The organism is Erythrobacter sp. W36, from assembly GCF_057364935.1.
This window is the reverse complement of record NZ_CP200281.1, coordinates 3309923-3331544: the sequence shown is the minus strand read 5'-3', so window position 1 is coordinate 3331544 and position 21622 is coordinate 3309923. Positions and strand designations below refer to the sequence as shown.

The window sequence follows — 21622 nt, the reverse complement described above, 5'->3', positions numbered from 1 at the left end:
GTGAGCGTTCACAAGCACTAAAATGAACGTTCACAATCTTTCCCACATAGCTGGATTACCCGTTATCTTTCACCTAAGACTTCGAGAAGACTTGGCAGGAGAGACAAGCGCAATGTCTATCGAGAAGATCGTGATTGTAGGCGGCGGCACCGCTGGCTGGATGGCGGCAGCGGCGCTTTCGCGCCTGGGCAAAGACCGCAAGGTCGAGATCACTCTGATCGAATCAGAAGCCATAGGGACGGTCGGCGTTGGCGAGGCCACCATTCCTCCCTTTGTCGAGTTCAACCAATTGCTAGAGATCGACGAACGCGAAATGATGAGCGCGATCCAAGGCACATTCAAGCTGGGCATTCAGTTCGTGAATTGGGGCAATCAGGGCGATAGCTACATTCACCCGTTCGGTGCCTATGGCTACAATATGGGCGGCGTATCTTTCCATAATGTTTGGCATCGCTGCCGCGAGGCTGGCGATAAACGCCCGATCCAAGCCTTCAATGTCGAAACCATGGCGGCCTATTTTGGGCGGTTTTCGCGCACTGAGGATCACCCTCGCGAAGACCTGCCGCCGGTCAATTACGCTTATCACATTGATGCGGGTCGCTACGCGCAGTTCCTGCGCACGTACGCAGAGGCTCGCGGTGTTGTGCGCCGCGAAGGCAAGGTCATTGATGTTGCGCGCGACGCCGAGACCGGCTTCGTCACATCGGTGAAGATGGATAGTGAAAGCGACATCAGCGGCGACCTCTTTGTTGATTGCTCTGGCTTCCGAGGATTGCTGATCGAGCAAGCACTCGAAACGGGCTATGATGATTGGACCCGTTGGCTACCCTGCGATCGCGCAGTTGCCCTACCTTGCAACCGTGATGATGGCAGCCCGCCTTTGCCCTACACCCGTGCCACGGCGCATTCTGCCGGCTGGCAATGGCAAGTTCCGCTGCAGCACCGCAACGGCAATGGCCATGTCTATTGCAGCCAGTTCATGGAAGCCGACGAAGCGCACGACATCCTCGTCTCAAATCTTGCTGGCAAGCCAACCGCTGACCCCAATCATCTCCGGTTCCTCACAGGCCGCCGCAAGAAGTTCTGGAACAAGAATGTGGTGGCCTTGGGATTGTCCGCCGGCTTTATGGAACCGTTGGAATCGACCTCGATCCACTTGATCAACACTGGCATCAACAAGCTGATTTCCGTCCTCTCGCTCGACGGGATCAACCAGACGCAGGAAGACGCATTCAACCGCCTTACGCGCAAGGAATATGAGCGGATCCGTGATTTTCTGATCTTACACTACCATCAGACCGCGCGGGACGATTCAGAGTTCTGGAACTACTGCCGCACAATGAGCGTGCCAGACAGCCTAACTGAGAAAATGGAGCTCTTCCGAACCAATGGCCAGATCTTCCGCGAGGAAGACGAACTCTTCACCGAGACGAGCTGGGCCGCTGTGATGATGGGTCAAGGCTTAGAAATGGAGGGCAACAACGCGATGGCCAGCTCGCTCAACCTTGCGCAGCTCAAGCCGGAGATTGACGGGATGGAGCAGTCGATCCGCTATCTGGTCAACCACATGCCGACACATGATGCATATCTGAACAAATACTGCCCTGCACCAATGAGCTAGCACGGTTGCCTACGCTATCGAAGAGCTAGAGGCATTTGCCACAAGGCCAGATAGCGTTCGCTTTGAGCGACCAAAGCGCTATTCGAAAAGCCGAGTGGGCAATGGCTGCTTTCACTCCCAACTTCAGTCATTGAATAACGGCTCAATCTGGGCCGAAAGCAGACGGTCCGATTCCGATTTCAAGAGTCCGAGAAGCCGACGCCTAAGCCTACCTACGGTGATCGACGCGCAGTATCGGCACTGGCACCCGGCTCCTGTTCATCGCGCGATGCCGATTGCTGGTGCGTTCGCGGCAACAATAGCGAGAGAGCCCGCGTGGAATGACCCGCTCAGTATCAAGGAGCAGGATGCGGCATGGCACGAAGCGGCCAAATTCGCTGCGATGCTGGGCATGCCTCAGGGGCGTTGACGCGGGAAGACAAGCAGCTTGATGGGGCTTGAGGCCTCGAACATGAAGAAGAGTTCTTCGAGTCTTCCGAGTGGCTTACCAATCGCAATATTGAAGAGTCTGGTATGATCGAATGAAGAACGCTTCGTCGATCCAATTTGCATATTCAGATAGAATACTCTAAAATATGATAATTATTGTATATCAATCACACTAATATACAAGATTGGATAATACCGAATAAGGTCGAGTCGCGTGACAAGGGGGTGTCGTGCTTAGGTCTATTACTTTTTCATCCGCTTTTGTTTTTGCCGCTTTACCCATACCCGCCTATTCGCAGGATACTGGCGAAGTAACCCTTGAGATTTCCATCGAAGGGCTCGGCCCTAAGGAGATATCGGGTGACTTGGTGGATTTGCGGAGCGTGGAACCCGTTCAAACTCAAGCTGAGGACCTATTCAACCTTACCGTTGAAGAGGCGTTCAGGTTGAGCTCGCCCAACGGCACTTTCAATGTCATAGATCTTGTCCAAGTCATCGCTCCTATTCAGAAAATTCTAGAAGAGTTTGATCGACTTTGCGCAATCAGGCCTGGCAGCCAGAGTTGCCTTATTTCTGCGCGGCTAAATGAGCTGTCAGAACAGCTACCAGCGGGCAGCGAACTACGATTAGAATGTTCGCAATCCGCCAACGCGCTTTATGATATTTGGTTTGGTCGGCCACAGGATTGGCACATCACTCCGCAGGCAATGATGTGGGATCAGACATGCCTTGGGCGACCAGACGAGGGCGAGAATGGCGACCGTGCGATTGGGGCACTGCCCTCGTTCTCACCCGAGGTGCTTTCTACGATCGGGACACTCTCAATCGGCGGTGAAGTTAGATGTGTAGGCCTCTTGCGGCCTGATGGCCTTTTCATAACCGCCGCGCATTGTCAGCGCGGGGCGCCGGATAACAAGCTTGAGGTTAGACAAGCCTCTTCCAACGAAATCCGCTCTTTGACTAAGATCGCGGCAGGAAGAGTTGCGAGTGGTCCTACAGATTGGGCGATATATCGCGTTGGTGAGGGTTCTCCTCTGAGCGTCGCAGAGACTGAATTCGTTTCTCTCGATATGGCTTCGAGCTTGTATGATACGACTTTGTTCCCCATTGGGTTTTCGTTCCCAGGCGCATATCAGCAGGCGACTTCGGCGGTTGATCAGCCGCTGACTGATTTCTCCGAAGCGATCAAAGCGCCTCGTGAAGGGATGTGTTTTTACGTGTTGGAGTATGATGACTGTTTGCATCTTGCTTGCCAGACCATGGGGGGCTTCTCAGGTGCACCAATATTCCTGAGACAGTCGGACGGTGGGCCATTACAGGTTGTCGGCATCCTAAGCGGTGGCAAAGAGGCCAACTCGCAATGCAGGGGAGAATCCCTTCCGCGCGTAACATTCGCGGTGCTCGGCTGCTAATTTTCAATCCAATCTTCGCGGGGGCAATCAATGAACACTTTCAGAGCATCGGTGCTGTTCGCCATCGCATTTGTTCAGTTTCTTGTTGGCGGGACAGCTAGCGCGGCGGAAACGGCCATCCAAGCGCGGCTAGTTGTGAGGGACACTTGTCCAGTCGCGGCCTCTGACTTTCGGACGGCCGTTGGTAACGATGGACAGCCAGAGAGCTTCTTCCTTCCAATTCTTGCAAGCATCGCCGGTTCTTTGGCCAGCAGCGGAGTATCGGCACTGGCAGGAACAATCGAAAGTGCTGCCTCGGAACATACCTTCAAGTCGACTGCAACAACTGGATTTACGCACGGCAGAATTACTCGGAGCCACCGGGGTGGCCTGACGCCTTTCGCATATCAGGAAGCTGCACGGTGTCTGGTGATTGCCGTTCCTGATCCTTCCACGCGAACAAGTGGGCGGCGCGCGCCGACCCCGCTCGCCAACCTTGGCTCCGCAGTGGAAGGTGTAGCGGCTCTTGAAAGTACAGCTGCACAGGACAGCTTGATTGATGTGCTTGGTGGAACTGAAGGCTTCAGGCTTCAATCATTGCCGCTGTTCTACGCCGAAGTGGCAGTTATTCCCTCTCGCGAAGGAAGCGAAATTGTCCCGCTCCTGGTTTGGTACCGTAAGCAATTGCCCAGTGCTACCGCTCGATCGCAGCGAGCTGAATTGCATGTCGCGCTGGCGACTCCGGGATATGCGGCGAACGGTGATCCAATTGGATCGGTCTACGCATTTTCGCGGTTCGAGCTTTCGCGATTGAGACCTTCCAACAGGCAGGTCCTGGCCTACAACGACATGCGTTTTAGCAACCCGATCTTCCACGCATCCCGGCCCACAGGTGATGCGATCAAGGCAGTGCCTTCTCGATACAATGGAGTGATCGCAACGTTGGAAACGAAGAAGGCGGAACTCGCCAAGGCTCGGGCAGATCTGGCGGTTGCGCATGCAAAACGTGAGGATGAGGACAACGCGGTCAATCGAAATGCCGTGAGTGCTTTGGTGGCTGCAGTAGGTGTCGCAGAGGCTGCGGTGGAGCGGGCTGAAGCAGCCTTTGATAAACTACCTGATCCTACCAGTACTGACTTGCTTGGTTTCGGTCGGACCAATGCGAGGGCATCCTTTGTAGTCGTTCGTGATGAACGGAAGTTCCTCGCTGCCATCGCCAAGGCGCTTGGTGCTCAAGCGGAGACCGTCGGTTCCGAGGTTAGTGGACTCATCACACCGAAAGCCGAATGGGAAGAAACCGACACGGCCTATGTTAGTGCATCGACCGAATTGGGAGCCGCGCAAAGAGCTTTGCAAGTGGCGATTGCCGGAGGTGATGCCAACGTAATTGCGGCAGCGCAGGGTGCAGTCTTGGTGGCTCAGGCCAAGCTGAACGAGGCGGCTGTAAAGTCCGGAAGGTCAGCGCCCTATCCAGACATCATTACAGACAGTTGAATGCTTGCCTGATCGCAACCGTTGGTTGATGATGGAATGAGCGAGCGAGCTAACCGAATGCGTTTGTATCAATATCCTGTGCCGTAAAAGCGGACCGTGTCGGAGATAGGTATGCGGCCAAAGCGGCTCCTGTTATACTCTGTATTTGCGGGAGGTAGGCGCCAGATGACATTTTCTGAACGGCGTCCCCCGACTCCAATTTCAGTCCTAGAACGATGGCCTGATCTGGGCCGGTTGCGGAATGTCCGGCCTTGCTGTCGGAGTTCACATTTTCAGACGTACCGACTAGAGACTCTTGCCTCTCGGTTCTGAGCTAGATTCATCACATGGCAATCCAATATGACATTCATGAGCACACACATCGTTTCGCATGTTGGTCCGCGTCGATCGCTTCTTCCGTCCCTGGCAGTCGTTTTCCAGTAAGAGAAGGCGCTCGATGGCTTGTCGATGCTGGCTTGGACAAGATAAAGTTCCCAGACGATCTGCCTAGCATTTCTAGCTTTGACTTGGCACACCGGCGTTGGCGGAGATCGATTATCGAAGCCAGCGGCATCGAGGGAATGCGAGATGGCCAGGCAGCAAAGTTAATCAACGTCTATCTGAAGTCACGTTTTATCAATCCGGACTGGGCCAACCACAGTCAAGTCGCAGCTCTCCATCCACCGATTGACGGCTTGCTTCTTCAAAACTTGCACGAGACTTACCGATCCAGCGATGGGAACATCTGGATTCACGCTAAGCGAAATGGTTGGTCACGCCCAAGTTGCAATCGATACGAGGGTCTCATTGAGAAACTGCGCCAGCACCTCGATGGACAGCCACTTTGGATGGCAGAATTCTATTGGCCCGGTTTTAGGTAGGCATCATTTGGGCCGCTTGCAGAATGACAGCTTCCAGTTGATCGAAACTCTAAACCAGTCGGTCAGTCTTCGACCCAGTTAACGGTCTTCCTTTCGAACAACGTTGAATCAATCCGAGATCCTATTTGCAAGCGATTTAGTGCATCCGGAGCCAAGCACTGAGAAATTGACGACGCCATGGAATTTTGAACATATCCTTTTTGGTATCGAAGGGGGAAATATGTTTGATCTAGATGATCCGCTCAGCTTGCGACTTCTTGGCACAACCATCGATGCCTTAGGAACGTTTGCAGCCCTTGTAGCAGCGATTGCCGCTTGGTTTGCCGCAGTGGCGAGTAAGAAGGCAGTTCGAGAAATGGTCGAGCAAAGGAAGCAAGATGTCATGCCCGTGCTCACCTTGATTTCAGGTGAAGATCATGGCCTTGTCCTATCGAGAATTGTTTCCGGGCAATTGTCCTCAGATAAGCTCAACTATGAAGTGCACATAGAAAATCACGGCAATGGGCCAGCCTTCGAAGTTGTGGTGGGTTACAGATACCGCCCGACCCGGAGAGCAGAAATCAAAATTGATCTTGCTGCTGCAAACAAGCTGCTTTGCAACGTTGATGTCGCAGTTGAAAGGGATGATCACCTTTATCGGTTCAAGCGGTTATCGACTGGCCATCCATTGATCAGCGTTCGAGCTGGTGACTACGATATCGACCATTCCTATGCAACGTTGCGAGAGGGAGAGCAGATTTCCGTTCCGTTACCCACTGAGGCGATAGTCGAACGGATGCTTCAAGCGCTAACCACATTGTCAAGAGTGAGGGATGGCGAGGATAGCTCATCTCGATACGCTCAACCTGAGGCATGGAAGGATCATGGTGGGGACGGATTGGTTGTGAATTGTCGTTCAATCACTGACGACAATTACTCGTGGCGCAGAACCGTAGAATTGACTGGCGGTGTCTATGAGCCAAGCGATAAGAATTCGGACAGGGAACCTATCGGTTTGAAGCTGTTTGATGCTGGCTGACCTGCCGATCGTCTAGACGTCTGCTCGCCATCCCCGTTTCAGCTATTGGCGCGCGGCTTGTACTGTTCTTGGGCCGATTGCGGAATGTCTGCTCTGCTCTTGGGCTAACGAAATGCTGACATTTGACTTACGCCTCAGTCTTAGACGTCAAATGATACAAGCTTCTCCTCCTTAGCTTTGTTCGCTGGATCGCCGACACTCGCCGAGAACAGATTTTTCTTCTTGTTTAACGGCATGCTTTGGCCGACTGCGACTGTAATTGATAAAGGGGGACGAGAATGAAACGAATCTTGCTGTGGATCGGATCCGGGTTCGCGCTGCTAACCACACTGATTGGGCTTGCTTTCGTTTCTCTCGGCGGACTGCAAATGATTACACCTCCGAGTTATCCGGATGCATCACCTCCGCACGACTTCGCCTCCGACTTCTCCTATTTTCGCGACCTGGTTCTACTCAACGAAGTTGGGGTTACCGAAGAGCAGGCTAACGCGTTTGAGGCGATTGTTGAGTCAGTAGAACCCCTGCAATCGGTCGATGACCTATCGCTGTCTATGTTACGTGCTTTAGCGCCTCTGGACAGCGCTCATACGACTGTCCTTTCTCCTCGAATGCATCGATTGCCAATCCGTTTTCATTGGACCTCTGATGCTCTTATCATTGTGAAAGCAACGCCTGAGCATAAAGGCCTTCTCGGCCAAAAAGTACTCTCCCTCGGCGGACAGATGCCGGAGGAACTGCTTCAAAATGTGCCACAACTGATCGGAGGCGGGACTCCGAACTGGAAAAGATATCGCAGCGAGTTTCTCTACTCGGCTCCCAGCGCTCTGTCGGTATTGGGCGCGCAGATCGATGGTCTCACAGTGCAGCTTGAGGTTTCGTCGCTGGATGGAGCCAGAACTGAGACAATTCTCGAGGCCGATCCTGTTGAGATGCCAGGAGATCCTTTTTGGGATTTCCTTGATGCGTTTCCGGACAACAAGAGCTTTGAAACAGATGGCTGGGTGAACTTGCTGACTACTGAGCAGTCGCTTCCGCTCTATCTGCAGGAATCGGATAGAACGCTGTTTTCGAAAGCGCTTCCGGCGGACGAAGCCGTCTATCTTCGGGTCAATGGCAGTTTTGATGATGAAAACGAGACGATAGCCCAATTTGGAGACCGCGTTCTGACAATGATCGATGAGGCCAACGCCCAGAACATCATCGTCGATTTCCGCTACAATCGAGGCGGCGATTACACTCAGCTGCTACCGCTAATAAGTGATCTTTCGGCGGCTGTACCGCTAGAAGGGCAGCTCTATTTGATTACCGGGCCGAACACATTTTCAGCGGGCCTGGTCGCCGGTTCGCAATTCAAGCATCACATCCCGGATCAACTCACAATTGTTGGTAGTGAGGTTGGTGACGTCATGCGGTTCAAGGCAGAGGGTTTTGCACCCGAGCTACCTGCATCAAAGGTAGAGCTCTACATTACGACCGCATGGGGAGATGTTGGCAAGGGCTGTGATTGGTTTGATGATTGCTTCCTTCCAAACAAACTCTTGGTCCATGGTGTTGGTTCGTTGGAAGTCGATGTGCCAGTCGAGAACAATTGGCGTGCATTCGTGAATGGAGAGGATCTTATTCTGAAAGCTATCCAGCAAGACATTCAGGGCAGCTCGGCTGCAGAGTAGGACAAGCAGAGTACCTGATCGCCTCTCGCCAACGTCAGCTTGCACCCCCAATCTCGGTAATAACCCAACGGCTTGAGATGAGCCGGTTGTCGACGGTCGACTGTCGGACTTCGCATGTTAGACACTAGTCGTGCAGCCCAATGCCTGTTAGCAAATCACGGACTAGTCTTTCGGCAGTCCTAGCACATCGTGCGCCGATCGGACCGTTGCCTCTTCGGCAGTCTCACATCCCTGCCCGGCCATGTAGCCTTTAAGGAAGCTTCGCCGAGCAACGCCTGCGTAAATCGCCGCTTCCCAGCGTTTCGCCTCGGCGTTGGCTCCAGACATTTGTCGCACAAGACCGCGAAACGGGATCATGCCGCCGAGAACATTACCGCCCGTCCGCAGGCCGCGATTGATGAGCCCTGCGCGTTTGACAGGTTGATCAGCATCCGGCCCAAGCACCTCATCGAGCCGCGTGACTTCGATTTGAAGAGCCTCACACCCCTCAACCTCGCTCAAGTCATAAGGCTCTTCCTGTGCCAGTCGAAGAATAAGGGGGATTTCCTTATTACGCAGGTTAAGGTCGCTCAGTGGCTGAGTGACCGCATCGACTGCATCCTCGCCTACACTATCCTGGCGCTCGCCGCTTTGTGCGAGGACGGGGCTCGCGCAAAGAGCAAGAGACACAGCAATGAGCATGGTTGAAGTTCGCATCGTCGTGATCCTCTGTCCTGACCCGGTTTCATAGAGACTAAAGTGAGACGACAGAGGTCGAGGAAAATCGAACCTCTGCCGTCCGACTGCGTTTGCTATACCCGAAGGGCTCTTATCCGCAGCCTTACTTCTTTGCTTCGCTTGCAGCGTTCTTTGGCATTACGGATGCAAGCGAGCGCCCGACTTTGCCAGCGAGATCGCGTGCACCGTCGATTGCCTTGTCACCGAGCTCCTTGGCTTGGTCTGCAAGCTCGGCTGTGTCGATGTTGGCTGCGCGTTCGCGAAGCTCAGCGACTTTGTCGGCACCGTCTTTTCGCATTGCCCCAACGTCAATCGAGGTCATTCCCTTTGTGATCCGCTCAGCAGTCTCATTCGCCTTCTCACGCGCCTCTTCTGCGGCGTGTGAGAGGCGGTCACCAATTGATACAGGCGCTTCAGGCAATGGGCGCTGGAAGTCTTCGGCGATAAATCCGATCATCTCGGCTAGCTGCTTCGGCTTAACCCGAGCCGACCGAGACGCCGCAATGAGGGCATCGCTAAAAGATGCGTTGCGGCCAGCGAGGCTAGCAAAGAATGTCTCGCCAGCTTGCTTTGCCTGTTCTGGCGATAGGTCCATACGGGCCGCCAAAGCGTGCACGTCAATGATTGATTTGGTCTTGGGTGTCTTAAGCATGGTCTTCTCCATGAGTTTGAATCAATTTGATCAGAAGGGCAGTGAGCGAACTTTCTAGGGCGCGTTTTTCTGATGCACCTAGTCAGCTTTACGGGCTTCGCCAGCGCTCGCCTTTGCAATTTGAAGCTCACGCTTTAGTTCAGCCTTGTCGGTCAGCCGTGCCAAACCGCTATTGGTCAGTCCGGTGAACGCGATTGCGCCATGGATGAGCAGCGGGATCATTGCGCCTTGGTGGATCAGGTTCGCGGCGAGACCGGTCAAACCAGCCAGCATCAGAAACTCTGCCGCAAAAATGGTCAGAACTCTGATTTTGGAGAGACCGCCAACAAACAGCAGCGCACTAAAGACAATCCATTGGAGCGCAATGACCTCTGCAGCCACGCCGCTTTCAAAGCCGGTCATTGGGTTGACCAGGAGTGGAGCGAAGAGCTGGGTTAGACCCAGACCAGCTACCAACATAGCGCTGGCTGCTGCCATATGATCCACTGCGCCGCCCTGCTTAGCGACCTGAAAAGTCGGCTGCTGGATAAGGGGCTGGATCTTTTTACTCTTGGCAAACATCTCTTCTCTCCTGTCTTTCTATTTTCGTTCTAGCGTGCTGCTTGACGATTGCTGGCGCGCTCGGCGTCAGCCTTCATCGCGAGACCGCGATCGATCTTGGCTTGGGCTTTATCAACCGCACTTTGAGCATCAGCCTGACGGCTCTGGGCTTTACGAAGATCCTTCGCGCCTTTTTCCGTACGCTCGTTGAACTTGTCCCAGTTCAAGGCTGCACTTTCGACTTGCTTGGCCCATTTGTGGGCATCGCCTGCGTCCGTGAAGAATGGCCGCGAGGTTAGGTTCTCAAAAGCCTCCTGAGCGTTGTCAGCACGGCTTTGTGAGGTGTCACGCAGGTCTTGGGCGTTCACAACGGCTGCACTCTGCTTCACCAGTTCCCGCTTCGCTTCCTGAAGGTCGCGCAAGCCCTCTGCTTCCATCTTGTTTCCGCGATCCCAGTCCTTCTGGTATTTGCCGGTTACGATGATTTCCGCAGCGGTGGGCTGCTCTTGAGCAACAACGACCTGAGGCGCTGCGAGCGAGGCAAGAGCAAGACCGGTAGCAATCACAAAAGTTTTCATCAGGTATCTCCTTCGTTTCGATGGAGAGCCGTCTAGTTCGGTTTTTGATTCTTGAGAAACGCGATTGTCAGAACTATTAATTCAGATTATTCGAATTGAATGGATATCACGACCTTTCAAACCTTTCTCGCTGCCGCAGCGACGGGCAGCTTTTCCGGTGCCGCGCAGCGCGTTAACGCATCGCCATCAAGCGTCACCGAGCGGATCAAGCAGTTAGAGTATCGCCTCGGCACAAAACTCTTCATCCGCGACAAGCGAGGCTGTCAGCTGACACCAGCAGGCGAAAAGTTCATGGGGCCAGCGCGTAAAGCAGTGCGGGCATGGGAAGTTGCGCAGCACGAGGTGTCTCTACCTGCGCGGTTTGAGCGCTCTCTCGCGTTCGGAGGACAATACTTCCTCTGGGATCGCTTGCTGCTTGGTTGGCTAGATGATGTGCGCGAGGCGATCCCTGATCTAGCACTGCGCGTAACGGCGGGCGCATGGGCGAGGCTGAACCGGGATTTGGCAGAAGGCGAGCTAGACATGATCGTCGTGCACGATCCTGTCTTCCGCCGTGATATCAGCGCCGAGCGCTTATTCGAAGATCAGCTAGTGCTTGTGACCGCTGGTGATCCGGCGAATTGGAAAGAGGATTTCGTTCGGATTGACTGGGGGCGTTCACTTGGTCTTGAGATCGCCTCACGTCTCGGCATTGCGCCCGAGACTGGCTTGGTGCTCGATCTAGGCCAACGCTCTGCAAAATGGCTGACCGCCAACAAGATGGCAGGCTATATGCCCGAATATCTGGTTACACCGATGCTCAATTCGGGTGAGTTGACTGTGATTGAGGATGCGCCGAGTTTTGAGTTTCCGGCTTATGTCTGCTGGCGAGATGATGTGGACCCGACTTTGGCGGCAGAAGTCGTATTGAGCTTTCGTGAGAACACTCCAGTGGAAAGCTAAATTGCTATTCGGCCGCTATGACGTCTAGACATTAGCGCTATGACAGAATGGCTTAACTCAATGCAGGGCTGGCTGGCCCATCCGCTCATTGCAGATTTTGGCACTGCAATCCTCGCTGTGATCCTCGGACTGATAATCATCCGAGTCCTTCAAGGTTTTGCAGTGCGCTCAATCGCGCAGAACGACACCCGCTACCGCGTCCGCAAATTTATCGGTCTTGCTGGATATGTCATTCTCGTTCTCATTCTGATCTCGATGCTCAGCACTAGGCTTGGACAGCTCTCTGTGATCTTTGGCGTTGCAGGCGCAGGCATTGCATTCTCGCTCCAAGAGGTGATCGCGAGCCTAGCAGGCTGGATCGCAATTTCTTTCGGCGGATTTTACCGTCCTGGCGACCGGGTTCAGGTTGGCGGTATCACAGGCGATGTGATCGACATTGGAATGCTGCGCACCACCATTATGGAGACAGGTGGCTGGGTTAAAGGCGACAACTACAATGGGCGCATCGTGAAGGTCGCCAACAGCTTCATCTTCAAAGAACCAGTCTATAACTACACAGGCGATTTCAACTTTCTTTGGGACGAGTTCACCGTGCCAATCAAATACGGCTCAGACTGGCACCTTGCGCAGACGATGATCGAGAATGCAGTTGAAGAACACACCAGCGAATTCGAGGCAGATTCGGCAAAAGCATGGAAGGGCATGGTCTCTAAATACCTGATCGAAGAGGCCAGCACAGAACCTAAAGTCACGCTGTTTGCTGATGAGAACTAGATTACCTTCACGGCGCGCTACGTTGTCGATTTTCAAAGGCGGCGCAGCACGAAAGATGCGATCATGCGCTCACTTCTGACTGCCTTTGAGAGCAGCAAAGGCAAAGTAGAGTTCGCTGGCGCTGCTATTGAAATTACCGGCATGCCGAAGATTGAGATCGAAAGCGGTTCACGTGCCTGAAGGCAAGAGTTTCAGACGGAACTAGATTACTAGGCTAGCTAGTGCTTTCTGCCTATGGGCCGTTTCCTGCCTGTCCGGATTTCGTTGTGCAGGATTGGAAAGCAGACGTTGAGTGGGCTCATAGCTTAGGTGGAACGGCGTGATGTCTCAGTCTCCAACCTGAGGCATGGTTTCATCAATTTTTGCTTCGTAACGGCTAGGGTCCTGCGTCAGTGTTATGCGAAGAAACACAACAGCCACTACATTCGTCCAATCTTGCGTGTGACCCATTTCCAAAGGCGCTTCCACCAAGGAGCGTAGAGATCATCGTAGTAGCGTTCGCGGCGAACCTGCTCGGCTCGTCGACCTGCTAGGATTTCTTCTTCTGTCCATTGCGCACACCATTCAACTTTACCATTCGTGATGAAATAGTGCGAGCGGCATGGCCTCTGCCAATTGCCGATGGAAGGGCGGAGCGTGGGTCTAGAGTCCGGGCCGGACAAGTGCCATTCGGTCGGAAGGATAGGCGTGCGTATCTTCGAACCACAACCACAGGCGCACAAATGCGCTGCGGTCTCGAATTCGTCGGACACATATAATACTCCCGACTCAAGCTGCTTCGGCATGAAATGGACGCGCTCAACTTCAAAGGTCATCGATCGATCTCACGTTGATGACGCTCAGGTCCGCTACTTCAAAGAGACTATTGAGGCTTTCCTCATCGCTTCGGTAGAATTCGCGAAGCTGTTTATAGCGGATCATGGCAATACATGCGTTCAGTGCATTGAGCTCACCGATCTGGATGTTGTCGCGATAGAGATTGTCCGCGCCATCTGCTGTTTCGGCCAATCCTTTGGCTTTAAGGTCACTTGCGGTGCCAGGCTGGAAATATGTCGTGCGCATCATTCCGCTAATGGGCCCATCCTTGCGCTTTAAGCCCATACCGACGTCAATGAACGGGATGCCGAGTCCGATCAGTAGGTCGAAGATTTCGTTTCGCGCTGAGCCTTTGTCGACACAAACGAAAGCAAACGTAACCCCCTTAAACTCATCAGCTGAATCGTTTGTGATGTAGGTGGCTTTTAGCGTGAGGCCATGCCGGAAAGGTTCGTATCGCGCCTGATAGACATCCGCCTTCTTTCGCCCGAGCTCTTCTTCGTCGAGCTTTCCCGGCGATCGGTAGGCGTTATGGACGTGAAAGTCGTCGCCATCGAATCCGACGATCTCCGGTATTCGGGCCTTCACAGCATAATCGAGGAGGAATGCACCCGTACCACCAAGTCCGATGATCGCGATTTTCTCGTTAGCAAGCCCCGCATTAAGTTCCGCGATGCCCGCTCTACTAGTCAAGGTGTCTTGGAGTTTGAATATCGGATCCGCCACTTCGATTTTGTCCGCTCTGTATGTGTAGGGCGTGACCCCACGCGTCTCGATCGCCGGACCGGAAATAATGGCAACGTAGCTCTCGATTTTAGCGAAATGGTCGGTGAATTTTCCGGTGTTCTTTGGCTTATTCGAGAACGAGCGTTGCACGACGACGTCCGAGTGCTCAGCGGACAACGTGATGGAGGTCAGACCACCACCTAGGTTCGATATTGGCTGCCCTTTGAGGTTATGCGGATGCGACCCCGCAAAGTAGATCTGGTGGTCCTGCTGTTTCATCACCTCGCCATCTACCGCCACAAGCTTGGAAACAATTGCGCCCGACTGTAAATTTCCTGCCGAGTCCAGATAGGGAATGTCCCTCACGATCAGGTGGCCCTGGTCGAAAGCGACGGCGTAACCTCGCTCGACAAGTCGAGCGAGGTCTGGATTACGACTGACCAGTTTCTGAAACACTGAACCGCATCCCATCTTTGATTTTCACCGAAGCGCTTAAGCAACGAGCGTGCCTTCCGGCTTGTTGCCCATGCCTCGCTTGTAGGTCACCGAGTAGGTGATGTTGGGGTTGCTCGCGAAGCAGGGTTCTTCGAGCGCCACGACCTCCTCGTAGCTAATCTCGCCCTTGGGCCACTGATGCGGGGTCCCCTCCACGAAGATTGTTACTTCCTTCTTTTTGTCCTTGGCCATGTGGCTGCCTTTCAAGTTGTGACACGCCACCATGTTCAGCGCCGCTTCATCACTGAATAGCCAGGTATTAGCTAATTGACAGCTAGTCAATGGCTATCGTGCATTGACAATTTGGCTTTAAAGTGTATGTAGACGCACCCCGATGGAGACAGGACATGGCAACCAAACGAACAATGACACTCAACCTCACCGACGCGGAAATGTCGGTAGTTGAGGACTTCAGTGCGCGAAAAGACATGAGCAAGACGGCCGTCATGCGGCAGGCCCTTCGCCTATACCAGCTGCTCGAGGCTCGTGTTGAGAAAGGCGACAAGCTTTATGTCGAGAACGAAGTGACTAAGGATAAAGCCGAGATCATGATGGTATGACCACGAACGCTTTGAAGGTCACACTGCTGGATACCGCAACAGGAGAACCGCGCGAGGCCGAGTTGCTTTCGTCTATCACCGAAACGCAACTCACCGACGTTGAAGGTGAATGGAAGCCCGCCCTATACGACCGCTTCCGTGAATTCAAACGCGCGGGGAAACCGCTGGCTGCATGGCCCGGCGCCGAGAACAGGCATTGGGATTGGCGCCAGAAGGTCGAGATGCTGCAAGGTCTGCTCTCGCATGACGGCTATTGCTTGACCTGCCAAGGCATGACCGAGGGCCTAATGCTGATCGACACGAGCAGCTATCGATGTCGTTTGCCGGAAAACGAAAAGCGAAACTTGGTATATATCGACTATGTCGAGAACGCGCCTTGGAACAGACCCGAACTCAAACAGGCGCCCCGCTACCGTGGTATCGGTAGTATCTTGGTGGGAGCCGCAATTGAACGCAGCATCGCCGAGGAATTCAAGGGTCGCATCGGGCTGCACGCCCTTCCGCAAGCCGAGGCTTTTTATAGCGCGACCTGTGGCATGACCGACCTCGGACCCGACACAGCAAAACAGGGATTACGATATTATGAGATGACGGCTGCGCAAGCAGAAGCGTTCATCGCGAAAGGAAAGAATCGATGAGCACTCATATGACCAAAGAGTGGTGTCTTAGAATGGCAGAGCTCGAAGGCGACGCTTCGATCGCTGCTGGCGCGCTAGCGCTTGACCCGGTTTTTGAAGAAGCACCAGATGTGACCGATACAGATGAGGCCAATGTTGCATTCGGCCGCTTTGTGCGACTCATGCGTCGTTCGCAAAAGATGTCACGTGAAAAGCTCGCCGAGGATGCAGATATCGACATCAAAGAGCTTATCGAGATTGAGGACGATGTTCGGCATAAACCGGATGTTCGCTCGGTCTATCAGCTCTCCGGCGTCTTCAAGCTCCCTAGCGCGAAGCTCATGCAGGTTGCTGGCCTCGCCAAGGCCCGCAACGACAATATCGAACGGCATATGGAGCGATTTGCCGCGCGCTCGGACCCCATGGCAGACCTCACGGACGAGGAGCGTGCTGCATTAGAGGATTTCGTTGCGCAGCTAAGCTCGGACAATTGATAGATACGCGCCAAAGGGGGCACGATTGGCAAAGAACCGAATTCTTTCGGAAAAAACTGCGGCAGATATCGACCGCCGAGTTGCGAAGGTGTTGGATGGCCTTGGCAACCCGGAGCCCCCTTTGGAGTTGTCCGACGTTCGCCAGCTTCTGCGGCTAGATAGACAATTCTACACAGCTGCCGACGCAGGTGCTGTTCGAGAAACTGTTAGCCGAATAAAGGTCGCGACGGTTCAAATCTACGAGCGACCTAAGCTCCTCCTCGAAGCTATTCGGAAAATGTCGCTGAAGGCGCTCTACCTCCCAGACCAGCGCCGGATCCTGCTCGATGGGAACGAGCCGAAGTTGAAGCACCGATGGAACGAGGGTCACGAAATTGGCCATAGTTTGCTCCCGTGGCACCACGACGTCATGCTTGGCGACGATGGCTTTACCTTATCTCATGATTGCCACGATCAGATCGAAACTGAAGCCAACTATGCGGCTTAGCCAGCTACTGTTCCTCCAAGGTCGCTTCGGCGACGAGGCCTTGGATCTCGCACCAACGCTCGACAATCTGAAAGAACTGAAGGGCGCGTTTGGCAATACGTTCTCGACTACGCTTTACCGCTTTGTCGAGCTTCGTGGTCGGGAAGTACCGATGGTGGGGATGATAAGCGCCCACCCACATCGATCAAGGCGACCAGCGAACTTTGATCCAGCAAAGCCATGCCGGCATTTCATTCAGTCGCCTGCATTTGCTGAACGTTTCAGCCGCCAATCGGAAGTTGAAGTGTTTCAAACCATAGCCAGCTATTGTGGCTCTCAAGGAGGCGGCCCGCTCGGTGAGAGTGAGTTGATTCTGACTGATGACAATGGCGCTCAACACCGTTTTTTCTTTGAAACGTTCTTCAACCGGTATGACGCTCTAACACTTGGCTCATATCTGCAGCCGGAACCCACCAAAGTTTATTCCTCGGCCTCGATCTCCTAGTTTGTCGAGCAGTGTAATCCCGTTCGCTACGGTTTCATTTGAATGTTTGCGGACCACACCCAGCAGCAAAGGTCTAGAGGGCATAAATTGGTCCGTTATCGGCATATGGCCCTTAGAGAGTGAATGTCCGAAATTGGGGCGCATTGCAGTCATTCCGCGATGGATTGAGTAGCGGCGGTTAGTGCTGCGATTTTCCTTGAAGAGTAAGTCAGTTCGTTGATGGCCGCCTTTCTTTCGCCATCCGCTAGACCTCCAATCGTTAGCGCGAGCGCGCTGTGGTCTTCCATCAACATGCCAACCTTGGTGCAAAGCAGATTGATAAGTTCGCGGTCAATGTCGTCCATGGACACGGTGATGCTCGAACTTCAGCACAAGTCCACTGCAAAGAGCAGATGTACGCACAAAGCACTCGACTAGTGGCGGAACTCGAGCATTCATGCAGCCATGGATATCGAAAACAAAATCGCCGCCATCGAAGAAATGACACCATCTGAGCAGCGTGCGGCATGGCGCAGTACACATGGGACGCCAGCACCTCCCGCTCTAGGCCGAGCTCTTACAAGGAGACCCTTAGCGGCTTGTTTGCAGGAGCCTGAGACAGGCAAACTCACCAAAGCAGAGCTTAGACAGCTTGGAGCGTTTGGACGGAAGGACCAGCGCCGCAATGATGGCCGGGTATCAACCGAAGCCAAGCCGGGGACGTGGCTATCCAGGACATGGCATGGAGAGGTACATGAGGTGGTCGTGCTCGAAAGTGGGTGCGAGTATCGGGGTCGGACCTTCGGATCCTTGAGCGCAGTGGCAAGTCACATAACTGGAGCCAAGTGGTCAGGCCCGCGCTTCTTTGGACTAAGCAGTCCTCGGCTCGGTGATCTGAAGGTGGCTGCCAATGGCTAAGGCCGATAAGAAGCTGCGCTGCGCTATCTACACCCGCAAGTCGACAGATGAGGGCTTGGATAAAGACTTCAACAGCCTCGATGCTCAAAGGGAAGCATGCGCCGCGTACGTACTTAGCCAGCAGCATGAGGGCTGGACGCTACTGCCAGAGCTTTACGATGATAGTGGACATTCAGGTGGCACGCTGGAACGCCCAGCACTGCAACAGCTTCTAGACGACGTTCGATCAGGCATGATCGCTGTGGTCGTCGTCTACAAAATTGATCGCCTGACGCGCAGCCTCGCCGACTTCGCCAAGATCGTCGATGTCTTAGATGGAGCCGAGGCGTCCTTCGTGAGCGTGACACAGGCGTTCTCAACGACTAGCTCAATGGGGAGGCTCACACTCAACGTTCTATTGTCCTTCGCCCAGTTTGAACGCGAGGTTGGGGCTGAGCGCATTCGGGACAAGGTTGCGGCTTCGAAAGCCAAGGGCATGTGGATGGGCGGTGGAGTTCCTCTTGGATATGAAGCGATTGATCGCAAGCTTGTCGTTATCCCAGAGGAGGCTGAGACCGTCCGAGAGATTATGCGCCGCTATCTTGAGGCAGACTCGATCAAGGCGCTGGTTGAAGAGCTTGGGAGAGATGGGTTCGTCAGCAAACGACGCATCTCCAATCGGGGCAATGCAATGGGCGGCAACCCGATCAAACGAGGCGCGCTCAAACATCTGCTTTCCAATCCGATCTATGTCGGTGAACTACGCCATAAAGATAAGAAATATTCAGGTCAGCATGATGCGATCGTTGACCGAGAAACATTCGATGCGGTGCAAGCAAAGCTAGTGGATCGCACATCGCCTGGATCAGCAGGCGGACCTGAGCGAAGAATGGCGCTTCTCGCTGGAATGATCTGGGACGATCGCGGTCGTCCCATGTCGCCAACCCACACCAAAAACCACGACCGGCGTTACACCTATTACGCTTCCAATATGAATGATCATGCAGAGGCCCCTGCGCTAAGACTGCCCGCTGGTGAAATCGAACAGTCAATCCGTAGAGCAATCGCACAATGGCTGCGGGCCAATGCTAATATGCAGGCGCTGGTTACTTCAAGATCGGCTGATGAGAAGAAGGGGATCTTCGCAAGGGCCGCGCAGTTGGCCGCCGAGGTCGAGCAACTTCCGGTGAATAGGGCTAGCGAGGTCCTAAACCAACTAAGCCTTCGGGTTACTGTCAGCGAGAACGAGATCGACGGGTCGTTTGAACCGGCTGCTGCATTGGGTGTCGTTGCAAGCAATGACACCAGAACAATCAAAGCGGACTTCAAGATAGCACTCGTGCGTCGGAACTATGGGCACGAGTCTCGGATGCGCTTGCAGCCTTTGCAAGCAGATCGCGTGGTAAGAGATGATCGCTTGGTCGAGTTACTTGGCCGGTCCTTTACCGCAAGGGAAGAGCTGCTCCAAATGGACGAAAAAACAATCCGATCGACTAAGAGTACCAGGCTTCGCCATCTGCAGCGCCTTGCTCGCTTGAGCTATCTCGATCCGAATATCATCCGGTCCATCTTGAACGGCAATCAACCGAAAGAGCTCAGTCCCCGCAACCTGTGGCGCATGGCTGATCTCCCGATCCGTTTCGTTGAACAACGTTTAGTGCTCGGGTTCCCAACCATCTGAAAACAAAACAGTAGGTCACCAAATCGAACTGGGAGAACTTCGCGCATTTCAGGCGCGAATTGGTAGGTCACTGCGTCTCTGGTTGTAGCCTGCATAGATCTGATCTGCGCTAACCCACGGAAAACAGGGAGAGTTTCCGGCGGCGCGCTCAGCGTCACGCTAGAGCATTAGTTTTAAAGGAATAGGTGGTGAGTCCTGCTGGGTTCGAACCAGCGACCTACTGATTAAAAGTCAGTTGCTCTACCGACTGAGCTAAGGACCCACATGTGGCATGGAATCGCGCCGCGAGGAGCGCTGCCGGAGCGCTCACCTAGATAGAGCGAGCGGACGGGTCAAGCGTGCATTGAGCTGGCTTAGAAAAAGTCCGCTTAAGGGATCGCGCCAAGTGGGCGCAATTGCCGCTGCTGGCCCGAGCACAAAGCGGCGTTCACGCATGCGCGGATGCGGGATTGAAAGGCGATCACTGGCCCAGATCCCGCCGCTCCACAGAATGATATCGAGATCGAGCGGCCGTGCGCGCCAGCGCTGTCCGCGGTGGCTTCGGCCGAACTCCCGTTCGATATTCTGTATGGCGTCCAGCAGAGCAAGAGGCGCAAGCTCGCATTCGATCACGGCCGCCGCATTGGCATAGGTGCGCTGTGATGGGCCGATCGGCGCGCTCGCGATAATGGGAGAGACGCCAAGCACATCGCCGATATCGCCAAGCGCGGAAAATGCTGTGCGCACCACCTCGCGCGGCAGGCCAAGGCCCGGCACGCGCATGTTGGAGCCAAGCGCGATAAGATAAGTGTCAGCGCTCAAACCGGCGGCCTCAAATATCTTCAGCAATTCTGCCATAGAGCTGCGGGCGGCGGTCTCTGAAGAAGCCCATACCTGCCCGGTGCTTGGCAGCGCGGGAAAGATCGAGCTCTGCGATCAAGACGCCGCTTTCTTCCGCGCCATATTCCGCCACCAGATCGCCCCACTCATCAGTGATGAACGAATGGCCGTAGAAATTCTGAGCGGCCTCGTCTGGCCCCTCTGCGCCGATGCGGTTGCTGGCGACCACTGGCATGCAGTTGGAGACTGCATGGCCGACCATAGCGCGGCGCCACATGCGGCTGGTGTCAAGCTCTGCGTCATAGGGCTCTGAGCCAATCGCGGTCGGATAAAGCAGCACCTCTGCGCCCTTTAGAGCCATGACGCGGGCGGCCTCCGGATACCATTGGTCCCAGCAAATGCCCACGCCGATACGCGCGCTTTCTCCGCCGCCCAGCGGCACATCCCATATTTTGAAACCGTCATTACCGGGCCGGAAATAGAACTTTTCCTCATATCCCGGACCGTCCGGAATATGGCTCTTGCGATAGGTCCCCATGATCTCGCCATCGGGGCCGATCATCGCGAGGCTGTTGTAATAATGATGGCCGTCACGCTCAAAGAAGCTGGTTGGAATGGTGACTTTGAGCCTGGCCGCTAGCTCGCTTATGGCGATGACGCTTGGGTGCTCCGCTGTGGGCCGTGCCAGCGCGAACAAGGCCTCATCTTCCTCTCGGCAAAAATAGGGCCCGGAGAACAGCTCAGGCGGCAGGATCAGCTGAGCGCCTTGCCCCGCTGATTCCTCAACCAAAGCGCTGACGGCGGCAATGTTTTGCGCCTCGTCCTTGCTGCCAAGAGCAAGCTGTAGGGCGGCGACAGTGAGCTTGGTCATCGCGCGGATT

The 21622-nt window shown here is 54.3% G+C and carries 24 protein-coding genes and 1 tRNA gene; 14 read left to right on the top strand and 11 right to left on the bottom strand.

Annotated elements, in window-relative coordinates:
* The first annotated feature begins 112 nt into the window (after positions 1-112).
* The 5 genes from AC0V6U_RS16485 to AC0V6U_RS16465 all read left to right on the top strand — a co-directional run bounded on the left by AC0V6U_RS16485 (position 113) and on the right by AC0V6U_RS16465 (position 8483).
* Positions 113-1621, top strand: coding sequence for a tryptophan halogenase family protein (locus AC0V6U_RS16485; RefSeq protein ID WP_472644203.1), 1509 nt, complete (start codon positions 113-115; stop codon positions 1619-1621).
* Positions 1622-2280: 659 nt separating this feature from the next.
* Positions 2281-3462 carry a trypsin-like peptidase domain-containing protein gene (locus tag AC0V6U_RS16480; RefSeq protein WP_472644202.1) on the top strand — a complete coding sequence of 394 codons (1182 nt, stop codon included), beginning with the start codon at positions 2281-2283 and terminating at the stop codon, positions 3460-3462.
* A gap of 30 nt (positions 3463-3492) precedes the next feature.
* Positions 3493-4935, top strand: coding sequence for a hypothetical protein (locus AC0V6U_RS16475; protein WP_472644201.1), 1443 nt, complete (start codon positions 3493-3495; stop codon positions 4933-4935).
* Between the two features lie 1080 nt (positions 4936-6015).
* Positions 6016-6813 (top strand): hypothetical protein, encoded by a 798-nt coding sequence (locus tag AC0V6U_RS16470; protein WP_472644200.1) that lies wholly within the window; start codon positions 6016-6018, stop codon positions 6811-6813.
* Positions 6814-7091: 278 nt separating this feature from the next.
* Positions 7092-8483: a S41 family peptidase gene (locus tag AC0V6U_RS16465; protein WP_472644199.1), complete on the top strand. Its 1392-nt coding sequence runs from the start codon at positions 7092-7094 to the stop codon at positions 8481-8483.
* A 162-nt stretch (positions 8484-8645) separates the two neighbouring features.
* On the opposite strand, the gene AC0V6U_RS16460 is transcribed toward AC0V6U_RS16465, so the two are convergent.
* From AC0V6U_RS16460 to AC0V6U_RS16445, 4 genes are all read right to left on the bottom strand, one after another.
* Positions 8646-9179, bottom strand: a complete 534-nt coding sequence (locus AC0V6U_RS16460; RefSeq protein WP_472644198.1) for a hypothetical protein — start codon at positions 9177-9179, stop codon at positions 8646-8648.
* 124 nt (positions 9180-9303) lie between these two features.
* Positions 9304-9852 carry a hypothetical protein gene (locus AC0V6U_RS16455; protein ID WP_472644197.1) on the bottom strand — a complete coding sequence of 183 codons (549 nt, stop codon included), beginning with the start codon at positions 9850-9852 and terminating at the stop codon, positions 9304-9306.
* Between the two features lie 78 nt (positions 9853-9930).
* Complete coding sequence (locus AC0V6U_RS16450; protein ID WP_472644196.1) at positions 9931-10413, bottom strand: hypothetical protein; 483 nt, start codon at positions 10411-10413, stop codon at positions 9931-9933.
* Between the two features lie 29 nt (positions 10414-10442).
* Entirely contained in the window at positions 10443-10970 is a 528-nt protein-coding gene (locus tag AC0V6U_RS16445; protein ID WP_472644195.1) for a hypothetical protein, read from the bottom strand.
* A 99-nt stretch (positions 10971-11069) separates the two neighbouring features.
* Between AC0V6U_RS16445 and AC0V6U_RS16440 the strand changes: the two genes are divergently transcribed.
* On the top strand, positions 11070-11912 hold the full coding sequence (locus tag AC0V6U_RS16440; protein ID WP_472644194.1) for a LysR family transcriptional regulator: 843 nt from the start codon (positions 11070-11072) through the stop codon (positions 11910-11912).
* A 39-nt stretch (positions 11913-11951) separates the two neighbouring features.
* Positions 11952-12686: a mechanosensitive ion channel family protein gene (locus AC0V6U_RS16435; protein ID WP_472644193.1), complete on the top strand. Its 735-nt coding sequence runs from the start codon at positions 11952-11954 to the stop codon at positions 12684-12686.
* 419 nt (positions 12687-13105) lie between these two features.
* Here AC0V6U_RS16435 and AC0V6U_RS16430 read toward each other — a convergent pair whose 3' ends face one another.
* From AC0V6U_RS16430 to AC0V6U_RS16420, 3 genes are read right to left on the bottom strand one after another with little or no spacing between them, the layout of a single operon-like run.
* A complete protein-coding gene (locus AC0V6U_RS16430) occupies positions 13106-13471 on the bottom strand; it encodes a ubiquitination-like system serine protease family protein (RefSeq protein ID WP_472645794.1) in 366 nt (121 codons plus the stop codon).
* Between the two features lie 19 nt (positions 13472-13490).
* The gene (locus tag AC0V6U_RS16425) at positions 13491-14684 is read right to left on the bottom strand and encodes a ThiF family adenylyltransferase (protein ID WP_472644192.1); all 1194 of its coding nucleotides are present in this window, start codon (positions 14682-14684) and stop codon (positions 13491-13493) included.
* A gap of 36 nt (positions 14685-14720) precedes the next feature.
* Positions 14721-14915, bottom strand: coding sequence for a multiubiquitin domain-containing protein (locus AC0V6U_RS16420; protein WP_472644191.1), 195 nt, complete (start codon positions 14913-14915; stop codon positions 14721-14723).
* A 155-nt stretch (positions 14916-15070) separates the two neighbouring features.
* Between AC0V6U_RS16420 and AC0V6U_RS16415 the strand changes: the two genes are divergently transcribed.
* The 5 genes from AC0V6U_RS16415 to AC0V6U_RS16395 are packed head-to-tail and all read left to right on the top strand — an operon-like array spanning position 15071 to position 17365.
* Positions 15071-15283: a transcriptional regulator gene (locus tag AC0V6U_RS16415; RefSeq protein ID WP_472644190.1), complete on the top strand. Its 213-nt coding sequence runs from the start codon at positions 15071-15073 to the stop codon at positions 15281-15283.
* A complete protein-coding gene (locus tag AC0V6U_RS16410; RefSeq protein ID WP_472644189.1) occupies positions 15280-15921 on the top strand; it encodes a GNAT family N-acetyltransferase in 642 nt (213 codons plus the stop codon). The genes AC0V6U_RS16415 and AC0V6U_RS16410 overlap by 4 nt, the downstream gene beginning before the upstream one ends.
* Entirely contained in the window at positions 15918-16394 is a 477-nt protein-coding gene (locus AC0V6U_RS16405) for a helix-turn-helix domain-containing protein (protein WP_472644188.1), read from the top strand. Before AC0V6U_RS16410 ends, AC0V6U_RS16405 begins: the two co-directional genes overlap by 4 nt.
* A gap of 25 nt (positions 16395-16419) precedes the next feature.
* Entirely contained in the window at positions 16420-16881 is a 462-nt protein-coding gene (locus AC0V6U_RS16400; RefSeq protein ID WP_472644187.1) for an ImmA/IrrE family metallo-endopeptidase, read from the top strand.
* Positions 16835-17365 (top strand): hypothetical protein, encoded by a 531-nt coding sequence (locus AC0V6U_RS16395; RefSeq protein ID WP_472644186.1) that lies wholly within the window; start codon positions 16835-16837, stop codon positions 17363-17365. Before AC0V6U_RS16400 ends, AC0V6U_RS16395 begins: the two co-directional genes overlap by 47 nt.
* A 149-nt stretch (positions 17366-17514) precedes the next feature.
* On the opposite strand, the gene AC0V6U_RS16390 is transcribed toward AC0V6U_RS16395, so the two are convergent.
* The gene (locus AC0V6U_RS16390) at positions 17515-17709 is read right to left on the bottom strand and encodes a hypothetical protein (RefSeq protein ID WP_472644185.1); all 195 of its coding nucleotides are present in this window, start codon (positions 17707-17709) and stop codon (positions 17515-17517) included.
* Positions 17710-17809: 100 nt separating this feature from the next.
* Here AC0V6U_RS16390 and AC0V6U_RS16385 point away from each other — a divergent pair, with 100 nt between their 5' ends.
* Entirely contained in the window at positions 17810-18262 is a 453-nt protein-coding gene (locus AC0V6U_RS16385) for a DUF2924 domain-containing protein (protein WP_472644184.1), read from the top strand.
* Positions 18255-19922, top strand: a complete 1668-nt coding sequence (locus AC0V6U_RS16380) for a recombinase family protein (protein WP_472644183.1) — start codon at positions 18255-18257, stop codon at positions 19920-19922. The genes AC0V6U_RS16385 and AC0V6U_RS16380 overlap by 8 nt, the downstream gene beginning before the upstream one ends.
* 186 nt (positions 19923-20108) lie before the next feature.
* On the opposite strand, the gene AC0V6U_RS16375 is transcribed toward AC0V6U_RS16380, so the two are convergent.
* The 3 genes from AC0V6U_RS16375 to aguB form a co-directional block, all read right to left on the bottom strand.
* Positions 20109-20184: transfer RNA gene (locus tag AC0V6U_RS16375), tRNA-Lys, on the bottom strand.
* Between the two features lie 44 nt (positions 20185-20228).
* The gene (gene folK, locus AC0V6U_RS16370; RefSeq protein WP_472644182.1) at positions 20229-20723 is read right to left on the bottom strand and encodes a 2-amino-4-hydroxy-6-hydroxymethyldihydropteridine diphosphokinase; all 495 of its coding nucleotides are present in this window, start codon (positions 20721-20723) and stop codon (positions 20229-20231) included.
* Positions 20724-20733: 10 nt separating this feature from the next.
* The gene (gene aguB / locus AC0V6U_RS16365) at positions 20734-21612 is read right to left on the bottom strand and encodes an N-carbamoylputrescine amidase (protein WP_472644181.1); all 879 of its coding nucleotides are present in this window, start codon (positions 21610-21612) and stop codon (positions 20734-20736) included.
* Positions 21613-21622: the final 10 nt, after the last annotated feature.